Consider the following 13,886-nt stretch of genomic DNA (forward strand, 5'->3'; position numbering starts at 1 on the left):
TGTTGTTAACGTTACCAAATCGCTGCGGTTGTTCCAGCAACTGCGGCACTGGCCCTTCGGGGCCGAATGTTTCCCACCAAAGAGGAGCAAACGAGGATGAGACATTTCAAGCATTCAACGCTGTCGCTAGCGGCAGCTCAGGCCCTGATGGTCCTGGCCATGCCAGCGATGGCACAGCAGGCGCCCGCTGCGGCGGCCTCTGCCCCGGGCAAAGCCCAGCAGCTTGAGACGGTGATCGTCTCGGGCCAGCGCGCTGCGCTGCAATCGGCGCAGAAGCTCAAGCAGGACTCCGACGAGATCGTCGACTCCATCGTTGCGGACGACATCGGCAAACTGCCCGACCGTTCCGTCAGCGAGGTGCTGCAGCGCATCGTCGGCGTGACGATGGATCGCGTCATGGCGCGTGGCGACCCGGCTCGCTTCTCCGTCGAGGGTTCGGGCGTGCTGATCCGAGGGCTGACCTATGTGTCGTCCCAGTTGAACAGTCGTGAGAGCTTTTCCGCGAACGGCGGCCGTGGTCTGAGTTTCGAGGACGTGCCGCCCGAGCTGATGGCTGGCGTTGACGTCTACAAGAACCCGTCCGCCGAACAGATCGAGGGCGCCATCGGCGGCCTCGTGAACCTGCGCACGGCTCTGCCGTTCGACTACAACGGCTTCAAGGCGGGCCTGGGTGTGTCGGTCACGAGGAACGTGCTGCGCGACGACCAGAAGCCGACCGTCTCGGGCCTGTTGTCCAACACCTGGAACACCGACATCGGCAAGGTCGGCCTGCTGATCCACGTGGCCAACTCCAAGAGCTCGACCCGCACCGACGGCATGTCCGCGGACCCGTACTTCCGGGAAGTCGTTCGCGTGAACAAGCCGAGCGATACCAACAACGCGTACTACCAACCTACCGCTGAAAACCATTGGTTCCCCAAGGCGCTCGGTTATCAGACGCTGGCTTTTGACCGCACGCGCAAAGGCACCTACGTGGCGGCGCAGTGGAAGAAGGACACGCTGCAGGCGGCACTGACGCATTTCCGTTCCAAGTACGACTTCTACTGGGATGAAAGCTCCATCGCCAGCCAGGCGGATCCGTATTCGTCGACCGTGTCGGATGCGACGTGGGGCAGCAACGGCGCGCTGCTGAAAGGCACCCTCCGCGATCCCTCGAAGGGCGGCATTCCGTTCAATGCGAACACGCGCTTTTCCACGAGCGCTTCGGACACGAAGGAAACGACCTTCAATCTGGTTTGGACGCCGGCGTCCAATTGGCGGATTGCCAACGACTTCCAGTTCATCGAGTCCAAAACCGGCACGTTCGATTCGACCGTGGCGACCGCCATCAACATGCCCAAGGAAACCTTGGACTTGACCGGCGACCTTCCGCGCCTGGTATTGGATGCGTCGGACCGGGCTTACCTGGCCGACCCGTCCAAGTACTACTGGGGCTTCACCATGGAGCGGCTGTCGCAGAGCAAAGCGACGCAGAAGGCATGGAAGGGTGACATCCGGTACAACTTTGACCACCCCGTGCTCCAGGACCTGCGCGTCGGCCTGCGTATCACCGACCGCGACGTGAGCAATCAGTCGCCCCGCTGGTACAACTGGCAGGCCGTGACGCAAACTTGGCAGTCTGCCGAGTTCGACCAGGGCGCCATTGGCCAGAATTGGGACTGGCACCCGATCAAGAGCCTGGCCTACCTGTCTCGCTTCGGCGGTGAAACGCAGGTCAAGCCGTTCAACAACTTCATGAACGGCAAGAACCAGGTGGCAGCACTGGTGTTGCCCAAGATGTCCGTGGCGGCGAACTACCCGCAGTCGTACCAGACGCTGCACAGCTACTACACCACGCTGTGCGAGGAGTACAAGGCCGAGAAGATCGCAAAGGGCGGCACTCCCGGCAACAGTTGTGCCCCTGCGTTCACCCCGGTCGCTCCCGGTACGGTCTCGTCGCGCGACAACGAGCAGCACGAAGTCACCAAGGCTGCGTATGCCCAGCTGCGTTTCGGATTCGACGAATGGAACTTGCCAATCGACGGCAACGTCGGTCTTCGTATCGTCAACACCAAGTACAACTCGACGGGCTACCAGGCACTGACCTATGACGATACCGATGCCGTGACCGGCACGTTGACCGGCGGTCCGATTCCCGTGTTCACCAACTACCGCCGGGCAATCGAGGGTAATAACAGCTACACCGACGTTCTGCCCAGCCTGAATCTGCGTTGGAAGTTCAACGACAAGATGCAGCTGCGGTTCGCGTACGCGAAGGCGGTCTCACGTCCCGACCTGAGCGCTTTGCAGCCCAACGTGATCCTGGATGCCGGCAGTGCCACCATCCGTACGACGGTGAACACGACGGTGACGCCGGAGGTGCGCGAAAACGTTGTGACCGATCTCCGCAACCGCGGCCAGGCCTTGGGTAACCCGCAGTTGAAACCGGTCAAGTCCGATCAGTTCGACTTGTCGGCCGAGTGGTACATCGACAAGGCGAGCTCGGTCACGATGGCGGTGTTCAACAAGCGCCTGTCGAACGTGATCGTCAATCAGGTGGGCATCCTGACGGAGGCTGACAACACCGGCAAGCCGTATGAGTTCGCCTACTCGACGCAAGTGAACGGTGCGAAGGGTTGGGCGCGCGGCGTGGAACTGGCAGTGCAGCACTACTTCAACGGGCTGCCGGGTCTGCTTGCCGGCCTCGGCGTGCAAGCCAACGTGACCTATGTGGACAGCAAGCAGAAGCGCGACAACGCGGTCAGTGGCAACCTTTGGTGCAGCAGCGCCGCTGACGGCCGGAATCTGAACCTGTTCGTCAACGGTTGCGACACCAACGCCCAGTCCTACGGTGACCACCCGCTGCCCAACCTGTCGCGCAAGGCCGCCAACCTGGCGATCCTGTACGACCACGGCCCGTTCTCGGCGCGCATTGCTTATGCCTGGCGCGGCAAGTTCCACAACGGCGTGGCCTTCCCGGACAACACCGGCCCGAACCAGACCAACGGCCTGGATGACAACCCGCAGAGCCCGCAGAGGGGACGCAACAACATGCCGCTGGGCCTGCCGATCTGGACGGATGACTTCGGCCAGCTCGACCTCGGCGTGCAGTACAGGTTCAACAACAACCTGACGTTCGCGTTCGAAGGCCAGAACCTGACGGACGCGGTCTACAAGCAGATGATGCAGCAGCACATCGGCTTCACGGGCCGGAGCTGGTTCGTTTCGGGCCCGCGCTACACGGTGTCGGCACGTCTGAACTTCTGAACGAAGCCGGGTTTGTCCCGGTTCCACACAGGCCTGGCGCTGCGGCGCCGGGCCTTTTTTTTGGGTTACTGTCTCATTGACAACGAGAGGGCGTCGGATGGAGAAACAACGCATGCCTGACGGCGGACCGGTGCGCCGCATCGTCATCGTCGGTGGCGGCACCGCAGGCTGGATGACCGCTGCGCCGCTGAGCCAGCTGCTGTGCGGCGGGGACCACGCCGCAAGTTGCGAGATCGTGCTCGTCGAATCCCCCGAGATCGGCACCGTCGGCGTCGGCGAGGCCACGCTGCCCACCATCCGCTACTACAACAACTCGCTCAAGCTCGACAACGCGGAGTTCATGCGCAAGACGCAGGCGAGCTTCAAGCTCGGCATCGAGTTCAAGGACTGGGGCCACCTCGGCAACCGCTTCTTCCACGGCTTCGGCGAGTTCGGGCCGGCCATCCTGAATCGCTCCTCCGTGTCCCACTGGCTGCGTGTGCATGGCCAGGCTGGCGGGATGGGCTACGAAGACCTGTCCACCGCCACCGTGATGGCGATGCGCAACCGGTTCGTGCAGCCTGACGGTGACGTGGCGTCGGCCGCCAACGCCTACTCCTTCGCCTTTCATTTCGACGCCGGCCTGTACGCCAATTTCCTGCGCGAGTACTCGATGGCGCGCGGCGTCAAGCGCGAGGAGGGCACCATCGTCGACGTGTCGCTGCGGCCCGGCGACGGCTTCGTCACCGCCGTAACGCTGGCGGACGGCCGGCGCATCGAGGGCGACCTCTTCATCGACTGCTCGGGTTTCCGCGCCCTGCTGATCGAAGGCGTGTGCAAGGCCGGCTACGACGACTGGACCCACTGGCTGCCCTGCGACAGCGCCCAGGCCGTGCCCTGCGCGCGTGTCGAGCCGCTGACGCCCTACACCACGTCCACGGCCCGCAGCGCCGGCTGGCAGTGGCGCATCCCGCTACAGCACCGCACCGGCAATGGCCATGTCTATTGCAGCGGCTACATGAGCGACGAAGCCGCCGGCCAGGTGCTGATGCAGAACCTGGACGGCGCAGCGCAAGGCGACCCGCGCCAGCTGCGCTTCAAGACCGGCATGCGCAAGAAGGCCTGGGACAGGAACGTCGTCGCCATCGGTCTGTCGTCGGGCTTCCTGGAGCCGCTGGAGTCCACCAGCATTCAGCTCATCATGGACGGCGTCGGCCGCCTCATCGAGCTCTTCCCCGACCGCCGCTGCGACCGCCACCTCGCCGACGAATACAACCGCCGCATGACGCGGCAATACGAGTCCATCCGCGACTTCATCGTGCTGCACTACAAGCTGACGAAGCGCGACGACAGTGAGTTCTGGCGCCACTGCGCGGCCATGCCCATCCCCGACACCCTGCACCACCAGATCGAGCTCTTCCGCCGCAGCGGCCGCGTCGCCATCCTGGACCAGGACAGCTTTGCCGAGCCCTCCTGGGTCTCGCTTTTCCTGGGCCTGGGCGTCTGGCCCGAGCGCGACGATCCGCTGCTGAAGCAAGTGGACGAGCAGGCTTTGCGCGCGCACTTCCAGCGCCTGCGCACCGCCATCGCGAAGACCGTGGACGACATGCCCGACCACGGCGCCTTCATCGAAAGACACGTCCGCGCCGCACCCATGGAGATGGCCAAGCCATGAACGACACGCCCATTCGCCGCATCGTCATCGTCGGTGGCGGGTCCGCCGGCTGGATGACCGCCGCGCCGCTGAGCCAGATGTTCGGCACGCAGCCGGGCGGGCCGGCCAACCCGGTCGGCTGCGAGATCGTGCTGATCGAGTCGCCGGACATCGGCACCGTCGGCGTCGGCGAGGCCACGCTGCCCAGCATCCGCTACTACAACGACGCACTGGAGCTGGACAACGCCGAGTTCATGCGCAAGACCCAGGCGAGCTTCAAGCTGGGCATCGAGTTCAAGGACTGGGGCCACGTCGGCAACCGCTTCTTCCACGGCTTCGGCGGCTTCGGGCCGCCCGTCGTCAACCGCTCGTCGGTGGCGCACTGGATGCGGTTGAATCGCCAGGGCGGCATGCCCAGCTACGAGGAATGGTCCACCGCCACCGTGATGGCCCGCAGCAACCGCTTCGTGCCGCCCGAGGGCGGTCCGCCGTCGGCAGCCAACTCCTATTCCTACGCCTTCCACTTCGACGCCGGCCTGTACGCCAACTTCCTGCGCGACTACGCGATCGCGCGCGGCGTCAAGCGCGAGGAGGGCACCATCGTCGACGTGTCGCTGCGGCCCGGCGACGGCTTCGTCACGGCGGTGACGCTGGCCGACGGCCGGCGCATCGAGGGCGACCTGTTCATCGACTGCTCGGGCTTTCGCGCCCTGCTGATCGAAGGCGTGATGAAGGCCGGCTATGACGACTGGACCCACTGGCTGCCCTGCGACAGCGCCCAGGCCGTGCCCTGCGACAAGGTCCTGCCGTTGACGCCCTACACCACGTCCACGGCACGCAGTGCCGGCTGGCAGTGGCGCATTCCGCTGCAGCACCGCACGGGCAATGGCCATGTCTACTGCAGCGCCTACACCAGTGACGAGCAGGCCGGCCAGGTACTGATGCAGAGCCTGGACGGCGCACCGCAAGGCGAGCCGCGCCAGTTGCGCTTCAAGACCGGCATGCGCAAGCGCATCTGGGAGAAGAACGTGGTGTCCATCGGCCTGTCGTCCGGCTTCCTGGAGCCGCTGGAGTCGACCAGCCTGTCGCTCGTCATTCACGGGGTCAGCGCGTTGGTGGAACTCTTCCCCGACAAGCACTGCGAGTCCCATCTGGTGGACGAATACAACCGCCGGATGACGCGGCAGTACGAGTCCATCCGCGACTTCATCATCCTGCACTACAAGCAGACGGCGCGCGACGACAGCGAGTTCTGGCGCTACTGCGCGGGCATGTCCATCCCGGACACGCTGGCGCATCAGATGGACAACTTCCGCCGCAACGGCCGCGTCGTCATCCTGGACCGCGACAGCTTCGGCGAAGACTCCTGGTACTCGCTCTATCTTGGCTTGGGCATGACGCCGGAGGGCCTGGACCCGCTGCTGGCGCAGGTGGACGAGCAGCCGCTGCGCGAGCATTTCCAGCGCCTGCGCGCCGCCATCTCGAAGACGGTGGACGGCATGCCCGACCATGCGACTTATCTGAATCGCCTGGTCGGCAGTCGCACCTGAAACTTGCGGGCCGAGCGCCTAGCCGCTCCCAGGCCGGCCCGCCCTTGGCGGATGTGCTTGCCGGTCAATCCGGCAAGCATCGCCGGCCCCTCGGGGGACCGGCCAAGGTCCACCTTGGACGAGGGGCTCAGCGGGTAGCGCGTTCCTTCAGGAAGTCCGCATAGGCCAGCGCGCTGCGCTTGAGCGTGCGCTTTTGCGTCTCGAAGTCCACATGCACGAGGCCGAAACGGCGCTCGTAGCCGAAGGCCCATTCGAAGTTGTCCATCAGCGACCAGACGAAATAGCCGCGCATGTCCACGCCGTTGGCCATGGCACGCGAGCAGGCCGCGAAATGGCTTTTCAGATAGGCCTGGCGCTGCAGGTCGTTCACCTCACCGCCTTCGACCGTGTCGTGGCTCGACATGCCGTTCTCGGTGATGTAGAGCGGCGGCAGGTTGGGGTAGTCGCGCTTGAAGGCTTCGAGCAGGTCCTGCAGGCCCTGAGGGTAGACCTCCCAGTCCATCGTCGTGCGCTCCACCTCGGGGTGGCGCACCCAGTCGATGGTGTCCGGGCCCTTGGAGGCCAGCACGGCGCGGCTGTAGTAGTTGATGCCGAGGTAGTCGATCGGGCGCTTGATGATGTCCATGTCGCCGTCCAGCACCAGCGGCTCGCAGCCCTTCCACAGGCGCCACAGGTCCGCCGGGTACTCGCCCTTGAGCAGCGGGTCCAGCACCCAGCGGTTCTGGTAGGTCTCGAAGAGTGACGCGGCGTCGCGGTCCTCGGCGGTGTCCTTGTCGGCATAGCCCGGCGCGCAGTTGACGACGATGCCGTGCAGGGCCTGCGGGGCGTTGGCGCGCAGGATCGGCAGGGCCAGGCCATGGCCCAGCAGCAGGTGGTGCATGGCCTGGGCGGCCCAGCGGTTGTTCTTGAGGCCAGGCGCGTGATGGCCGTCGCCATAGCCGAGGTAGGCGGAACACCAGGGCTCGTTGTGCGTCGTCCAGGCGGCCACATTGCCATGGCCCGCCAGTTCGCGACTCATCAGGTCGGCGTACTCGGCAAAGCGGTAGGCCGTCTCGCGGTTCAGCCAGCCCCCCTTGTCTTCCAGGTGCTGGGGCAGGTCCCAGTGGTAGAGGGTGACGAAGGCCTTGATGCCGCGCTGGCCCAGGCCGTCGAGCAGGCGCTTGTAGAAATCAATACCCTTGGCGTTAGGCTTGCCGGCTTCGTTCATCACGCGCGGCCAGGCGATGGAGAAGCGGTAGGCGTCGACCCCCAGGCGGGCCAGGATGTCCAGGTCTTCGTCCAGGCGGTTGTAGTGGTCGCAGGCCACGTCGCCGTTCTCGCCGCGCAGCACCTTGCCGGGCGTGGCGCAGAAGCGGTCCCAGATGGATTCGAGCCTGCCGTCCGTGTGGGCCGCGCCTTCGATCTGGTAGGACGAGGTGCCGGCGCCGAAGATGAAGTCGGGGCGGCGCATCAGAGAGTCCGCCGGCGGGGCGATGAGGTCGGCGAACGAGGCGAGGGCGGGCTGGGTCAGGTCCATGTCGTGCAAGGCTGGGTCAGGAAGAGGACGGCAGCGCCTGCAGGGCGTCGTGCCACGGGGTCAGGGCTTGCGAGTGGGCCGGCAGTGGCCCGCGAAAGCCGCAGATGAAGGCCGCGTAGCGGTTGGCCAGGGCCAGCGTTGTGGGCAGGTCGCGTTCGAGCGCCAGGCCGGCCAGCAGCAGGGCGGTAAAGGCGTCGCCCGCGCCGACCGTGTCGACGACATTCGGCTGCGGCTCGCCCGGGCCTTGCGCCAGCAGTGCGCCTCCGCGTGCGTAGAAGCGCCAGCCGTCGGCGCCGCAGGTCAGCACGATGCGCTGCAGCGCGAAGCGGTCCATCAGCGAGGCCACTTGGGTCGCTTCAGCGCCAGGCGCGCCAAACCAGTGGGCCAGTCGAGTCAGCTCCTCGTCGTTGACCTTGACCCAGTCGGCCAGCATCAGCGACTCGGCGGCGAACTGGGCGTTGTCGGTGCCAGGGCGCAGGTTCAGGTCCAGGAAGCGCAGGCCGGTGCAGGACTTGGCCAGGGCGCGGACGGTGGCGCGCGATGTCGGGTGGCGCTGGGCCAGGCTGCCGAAGTAGAGGATGGCGGCTTGCGCGCCAGCCAGCGCGGCGCGCGCAGACTCAAGGTCGAGGTGATCCCAGGCGGCGTCGGCATGGATCTCGAAGCTGTGGCCGCCACCCGCGCGCTCGTGCACGCTGACACGGCCGGTCGCGCGCGCCGGGTCGCGCTGCACGCCGGCGTCGCCCAGCCCATAGCGGCCGGCGCTCTGCAGCACGAGTCGGCCGTTGTCGTCATCAGCGCCGATGCGGCTGATGAACAGGGCAGAGGCGCCCAGCTTGGCGAGCGAGCGCGCCACGTTGAAGGGCGCGCCGCCGGCCACGGGGCCGTCATGGAATTCGTCCACCAGGGCTTCGCCCAGGACGGCAATGGAGCAGGGAGGCATCGGCAGCGGGAAGGGAAAGAAATATTCTAGGCAACAATAATTGTTTAGTGAACAATCGGCAACGCGGGCGATCCCGCATCACCCACCCAAACCCGGTGGGTGGCCGGTGAAACGGGCGTTGCGGGGCGTCGCCCGGGCGGCAATGCCACAATCGCGGCGCTTTTCGAGGCACTAAACAACAGCGGAGTTCGCGGCATGGCCGACAAACGGGGGGTGACGATTCGGGAATTGGCCCAGGCGGCGGGGGTGTCCATCGGCACCGTGTCGCGCGCGCTGAAGGGCCAGCCGGGTCTGTCGGAGCAGACGCGCACGCAGGTGCTCGAAGTGGCTCAGCAACTGGGCTACGACGTCGGCAAGCTGCGCACCGGCAAGCCCCGCCGCATGCTGTTCATCTACAGCCGCCACCTCGGTTCGCTGGCCATCAACCCCTTTTATTCCTATGTGCTGCACGGCGCCGAGACGGCTTGCCGCGAGGCCGGCGTGCCGCTGAGCATCATGTCGGTCGTGGCGGGCGACGACATCGCCGGCCAGGTGCGCCGCCACGAGGCCGACGCGCTGCTGGGTGCCGGCTACTTCGACCCCGAGGCCATGGAGGCCGTGCGCCGCTGCGAACTGCCGCTGGTGCTCGTCGACCACTTCTATCCTGGTGTGCGCTGCATCAACGACGACAACCAGCTGGGCGCCTGGCTGGCCACGCGCCATCTGCTGGACGAAGGCTCCCAGCGCGTCGCCGCCATCTTCGGCCCGCCCACGCACTACTCGGTGTCCCTGCGTGCCAAGGGCTTCCGCCGTGCGCTCTACGAGGCCGGCCGGCTCTACGACCCGGATTACGAAGTCACCCTCGATCCGGTGATGGACTACCGTGAGTCCGGGCGTGACGCGATGCGCCGCCTGCTCGCACTGCCCCAGCCGCCCGACGCCGTGTTCGCTTACAACGACTCGACGGCCATGTACGCCATCGAGCTGTGCCAGGAGCGCGGCCTGCGCGTGCCGGAGGACGTGCGATTCATCGGCTATGACGACATCGAGGCGGCGGCGCATTGCAAGCCGCCGCTGTCGACCGTGAAGATGGACAAGGAAGCGCTGGGCACCATGGCGGCCCGGGCCCTGATCGAGGGCGACGTGGAGCCCAGCGAGGCGTCGCTGCCGGTGGAACTGGTGGTGCGCGAAAGTTCGCGCGTTGCCGTGTCCGCGGCCGTTGCGGCAGCGCCCGCGCGCAAGGCCAAACGCCAGCCGGCCGTCGCTGAGCAGCGCTGAGATCGGCGGTTGCCGTTCAGCCCTAGGTCTTACCCGCTTTTCATTGGTCCAGCTGTCGAACGAAAATATCTCTGTTTACTAAAACGTGCCGCTCAGCGGCCGAGGAGACAGAGAACGTGATTGCCGACAGTGATGGGGGCGCCGTGCCCCTGACGCAGCGCCCGAGCGCGCCCGCAGCCTCCAGCACCAAGACGTCGGACTCCGACCGCGTGCCGACGTCGCAAAAGGTCGGCTTCGGCCTCGGCTCCTTCCACGACATGTGGGGCCACTGGCTCTACCAGTCCCTGGTCTTCCACGTCTTCAACATCGGCCTGGGCGTGGCGCCGCAGCTGATCTCGATGGCCATGGGCATCAAGATCTTTGCGGACGCGGTGTCCGACGCGATGTTCGGCTGGATTTCCGACAACACCCGCAGCCGCTGGGGGCGCCGGCGCCCCTTCATCCTCGTTGGCGGCATTCTGACGGGCATCGGCCTGCCGCTGCTGTTCGCCGTCGGGCGGGGCTGGAGCGATACCGAATACTTCATCTTCCTGCTCGTCTCGACCTGCCTGTACGCGCCGGTCATGAGCTGCTTCGCGATGCCCTGGAACAGCCTGGGCGCCGAGCTGACGCCGGGCTACCACGAGCGCACGCGCGTGATGTCCATCAAGAACGCGATCCAGAAGATCCCTGAGCTGGGCATGTTCGTCGCCGCGCAGTTCACGACGCTGTACTTCTTCCACGACGCCAGCGGCAAGCCCGACATCCTGCTGGGTGCCCAGGTCTACACCGCCATCCTCGGGGGCATCCTGGTGGTGCTGGCCATCGTCATCTTCTCGCTGACGCGCGAGCGCTATTACGAGAGCTTCGTCGCCCAGAGCCGCCAGCGTGTGCCGTTCAAGGACACGCTGTACCGCACGCTGAAGAACAAGCCCTTCCGGCTGATGCTGGGCACCATGCTGACCTACAACATGGCCACGGCCATGGTCGGCCTCCTGGGCTATTACGCGACCGTCTACTACGTCTGCGGCGGCAACGTCGTGGAAGCCACGAAGTGGAACTCGCTGATGGGCGTGGCCGGCCTCGTCAGCGGCCTCGTCGGCATCGCCTTCGCGGGCTGGGTGGCCAAGCGTTGGGGCAAGCGCAATGCACTGATGACCGTGCTGTGGCTGGGCATCGTCGCCTTCATCGGCGACTGGTTCTTCTACAACCCCAGCCTGCCCTGGCTGCAACTGTTCGCCAGCGGCGGCGTGGCCTTCATCGGCGCTGGCTTCTGGACGATCTACGGCTCGGCCATGGCCGACGTCATCGACCACGACGAACTCTCCAGCGGCCAGCGCCGCGAGGGCTCGTTCGCGGCCTGCGGCTCGTGGATCAGCAAGGTCGGCCTGGCGCTGGGCAACAGCGCCTCGGGCTGGGTACTGGCCTTCACGGGCTTCAACGCCAAGCTGCCCGTTCAGGGCGAAGAGGCCATCTTCCTGATCCGTGTCTGCCTGTCCGGCATCCCCATCGTCGGCCTGCTGATCGCGCTGGTCGTCGTGTCGCGCTACTTCCTGACCGAGCAGCGCATGCACGAGATCCGCACCGAGCTCGAGGCCCGCCGCGGCACCGTCTGAGCTTTTCCTCTCCAACCCCCCAACGGAGTTCCTCATGACCTCAACCTGGCTGCGCCGCGTGCTGTTGGCCGTGTCGGCCTGCCTCGCGTCGGCTGGCGCGCTGGCCGCCCCGCATGAAACCCTCAAGCTCGACGCTCCCAAGCCCAACCTGGCGCCCACGCCGCCGATGGGCTGGAATTCGTGGAACAAGTTCAAGTGCGACGTCAGCGAAAAGCTGATCCGCGAGCAAGCCGATGCGATGGTCGCCTCCGGCATGAAGGCCGCCGGCTACACCTACATCGTCATCGACGACTGCTGGCAGAAGAGCCGCGATGCCGACGGCAATATCCAGGCCGACCCGGAGCGTTTCCCGTCGGGCATCAAGGCGCTGGCCGACTATGTGCACAGCAAGGGCCTGAAGTTCGGCCTCTACTCCGACGCCGGCGCGCTGACCTGCGGCGGCCGCCCGGGCAGCGCCGGCCACGAGTTCCAGGACGCCCGCCAGTACGCCAAGTGGGGCGTGGACTGGTTGAAGTACGACTGGTGCTACACCGGCCCGCGCAATGCCGAGGCCGCTTACACCATCATGGCCAAGGCCCTGCGCGAATCGGGCCGCGACATCGTGCTGTCCATCTGCGAATGGGGCACCGCCCAGCCCGGCCGCTGGGGTCCTGCGGTCGGCCACCTGTGGCGCACCACCGGCGACATTTGGGACGCCTGGAAAGGCAAGAAGGAGTGGTCGCACGGCCTGCTCGACATCATCGACATGAATGCCGACCTGTGGAGCGAATCCGCCCCCAACGGCTGGAACGACCCCGACATGCTGGAGGTCGGCAACGGCGGCATGACGACGACGGAGTACGAGAGCCACTTCTCCATCTGGGCCATGCTCGCCGCGCCGCTGATCGCCGGCAACGACATGAGCAAGATGAACGCCGACACCAAGCGCATCCTGACCAACGCCGAGATCATCAAGGTTGACCAGGACCCGCTCGGCCGCCAGGGCCGCCGCATCTGGCGCCAGGGCGATCTGGAGATCTGGGTGCGCACGCTGGCGGGCGGTGACCGCGCCGCCGTGCTGTTCAACCGCAGCGAGAAACCGGCCGAGATGACCGTGGCCTGGGAGCAGCTCGACCTGCCAGCCAAGCTCAAGGCCAATGTGCATGACCTGTGGTCGGGCAAGAAGACCCAGGGCGTCGCCGGCCGCCACGGCGGCACGGTGGCGCCGCATGGCGTGCTGATGTTCCGTGTGTCGCCTGTCATCCAATGACGTGGCTTCCGCTGAGATCGAAGTGTTCCGGGCCGAGCGCCGGGCCGCTCCCAAGCCGGCCCGCGATGGCGATGTGCACTCGGCTCAATGCCGAGCGCATCGCCGTCCCCTTGGGGGACCGACCAGGCGCGCCCGCGTTCAGCGGCGCGGGACTGGACGAGGGGCTGGTCAGTAGCCAGCCGTGAAGCGCGCGCGGCGGTGCTGCGGCGCTTCCAGCTCGTTGACGATGGCCACGGCCAGGTCGGCCACGCTGAGGTGGCTTTCGCCCTTGGCGTCGAACACCGGCTCTTCTCCGCCGAGGCGGAACTGACCCGTGCGTGCGCCAGGCGCCAGGTGCATGGCGGGCGACACGAAGGTCCAGTCCAGCTCGCTCTTGTCGGCGCGCAGGCGGGTCAGCACCTCGCGGGCGGCCAGCGCGCCTTGCTTCCATTCGGCCGGGAAGGCAGGCGAATCGACGAGCTGCTGGCCCGACGCGATGAACAAGCTGCCCGCGCCGCCGACGACGATGAGGCGGACGCCGGCCTGGCGGGCGGCATCGGCAATGGCATCGCTGCCGCGCAGGAAGTCGTCGTGCAGGTTCGGGTTGGCCCAGCCGGCGTTGAAGGCGCTGACGATGGCGTCCACGCCGGTCAGTTCGGCCGCGAGCTTGTCGTTGGCGAGCACGTCGACCGAGCGCACGTCCAGCCCCGGGCGAGCCGGCAGCTTGGCGGCGTCGCGCTGCAGCGCGCGCACCTGGTGGCCCCGGTCCAGCAGTTCTTCCAGCAAAGCGCTGCCGACAAAGCCGGTGGCGCCGATCAGAGCGATGTTCATGAGTTTTCCAAGCCAAGGGTTTGCGATGGACTGATTGTTTCGGCTTCACAATCCGCCGATAAGCCGGCCCCGATCGCCAGCACTGTTTAG

Annotated in this window: 9 protein-coding genes; 6 read left to right on the forward strand and 3 right to left on the reverse strand. The window is 66.3% G+C overall.

Annotated features, from left to right (window positions below):
* The first annotated feature begins 96 nt into the window (after positions 1-96).
* The 3 genes from AC0IZJ_RS14840 to AC0IZJ_RS14850 all read left to right on the forward strand — a co-directional run bounded on the left by AC0IZJ_RS14840 (position 97) and on the right by AC0IZJ_RS14850 (position 6,429).
* Positions 97-3,246 (forward strand): TonB-dependent receptor, encoded by a 3,150-nt coding sequence (locus tag AC0IZJ_RS14840; RefSeq protein WP_471851054.1) that lies wholly within the window; start codon positions 97-99, stop codon positions 3,244-3,246.
* Positions 3,247-3,358: 112 nt separating this feature from the next.
* Positions 3,359-4,900, forward strand: a complete 1,542-nt coding sequence (locus tag AC0IZJ_RS14845) for a tryptophan halogenase family protein (protein WP_471851057.1) — start codon at positions 3,359-3,361, stop codon at positions 4,898-4,900.
* Positions 4,897-6,429 carry a tryptophan halogenase family protein gene (locus AC0IZJ_RS14850; RefSeq protein WP_471851059.1) on the forward strand — a complete coding sequence of 511 codons (1,533 nt, stop codon included), beginning with the start codon at positions 4,897-4,899 and terminating at the stop codon, positions 6,427-6,429. Before AC0IZJ_RS14845 ends, AC0IZJ_RS14850 begins: the two co-directional genes overlap by 4 nt.
* Positions 6,430-6,556: 127 nt before the next feature.
* Here the strand turns inward: AC0IZJ_RS14850 and AC0IZJ_RS14855 are convergent, their stop codons facing one another.
* Positions 6,557-7,945 carry a GH1 family beta-glucosidase gene (locus tag AC0IZJ_RS14855; protein WP_471851061.1) on the reverse strand — a complete coding sequence of 463 codons (1,389 nt, stop codon included), beginning with the start codon at positions 7,943-7,945 and terminating at the stop codon, positions 6,557-6,559.
* A gap of 16 nt (positions 7,946-7,961) precedes the next feature.
* A complete protein-coding gene (locus AC0IZJ_RS14860; protein ID WP_471851063.1) occupies positions 7,962-8,885 on the reverse strand; it encodes a PfkB family carbohydrate kinase in 924 nt (307 codons plus the stop codon).
* A 195-nt stretch (positions 8,886-9,080) separates the two neighbouring features.
* On the opposite strand from AC0IZJ_RS14860, the gene AC0IZJ_RS14865 reads away from it, so the two are divergent.
* From AC0IZJ_RS14865 to AC0IZJ_RS14875, 3 genes are all read left to right on the forward strand, one after another.
* Positions 9,081-10,142 carry a LacI family DNA-binding transcriptional regulator gene (locus AC0IZJ_RS14865; protein ID WP_471851065.1) on the forward strand — a complete coding sequence of 354 codons (1,062 nt, stop codon included), beginning with the start codon at positions 9,081-9,083 and terminating at the stop codon, positions 10,140-10,142.
* 116 nt (positions 10,143-10,258) lie between these two features.
* Positions 10,259-11,737, forward strand: a complete 1,479-nt coding sequence (locus tag AC0IZJ_RS14870; protein WP_471851067.1) for an MFS transporter — start codon at positions 10,259-10,261, stop codon at positions 11,735-11,737.
* Between the two features lie 34 nt (positions 11,738-11,771).
* Positions 11,772-12,986 carry a glycoside hydrolase family 27 protein gene (locus AC0IZJ_RS14875; RefSeq protein ID WP_471851070.1) on the forward strand — a complete coding sequence of 405 codons (1,215 nt, stop codon included), beginning with the start codon at positions 11,772-11,774 and terminating at the stop codon, positions 12,984-12,986.
* Between the two features lie 168 nt (positions 12,987-13,154).
* On the opposite strand, the gene AC0IZJ_RS14880 is transcribed toward AC0IZJ_RS14875, so the two are convergent.
* Positions 13,155-13,796 carry an NAD(P)-dependent oxidoreductase gene (locus AC0IZJ_RS14880; protein ID WP_471851073.1) on the reverse strand — a complete coding sequence of 214 codons (642 nt, stop codon included), beginning with the start codon at positions 13,794-13,796 and terminating at the stop codon, positions 13,155-13,157.
* Between the last annotated feature and the right edge of the window lie 90 nt (positions 13,797-13,886).

The sequence above is a fragment of the Roseateles sp. AC306 genome (assembly GCF_979253795.1).

What these genes read in the sequence shown, in the direction of transcription:
- AC0IZJ_RS14865 (WP_471851065.1), top strand. Translation starts at nt 9,081, where the DNA reads ATGGCCGACAAACGGGGGGTGACGATTCGGGAATTGGCCCAGGCGGCG.
- AC0IZJ_RS14860 (WP_471851063.1), bottom strand. Translation starts at nt 8,885, where the DNA reads ATGCCTCCCTGCTCCATTGCCGTCCTGGGCGAAGCCCTGGTGGACGAA.
- AC0IZJ_RS14850 (WP_471851059.1), top strand. Translation starts at nt 4,897, where the DNA reads ATGAACGACACGCCCATTCGCCGCATCGTCATCGTCGGTGGCGGGTCC.
- AC0IZJ_RS14845 (WP_471851057.1), top strand. Translation starts at nt 3,359, where the DNA reads ATGCCTGACGGCGGACCGGTGCGCCGCATCGTCATCGTCGGTGGCGGC.
- AC0IZJ_RS14840 (WP_471851054.1), top strand. Translation starts at nt 97, where the DNA reads ATGAGACATTTCAAGCATTCAACGCTGTCGCTAGCGGCAGCTCAGGCC.
- AC0IZJ_RS14855 (WP_471851061.1), bottom strand. Translation starts at nt 7,945, where the DNA reads ATGGACCTGACCCAGCCCGCCCTCGCCTCGTTCGCCGACCTCATCGCC.
- AC0IZJ_RS14880 (WP_471851073.1), bottom strand. Translation starts at nt 13,796, where the DNA reads ATGAACATCGCTCTGATCGGCGCCACCGGCTTTGTCGGCAGCGCTTTG.
- AC0IZJ_RS14875 (WP_471851070.1), top strand. Translation starts at nt 11,772, where the DNA reads ATGACCTCAACCTGGCTGCGCCGCGTGCTGTTGGCCGTGTCGGCCTGC.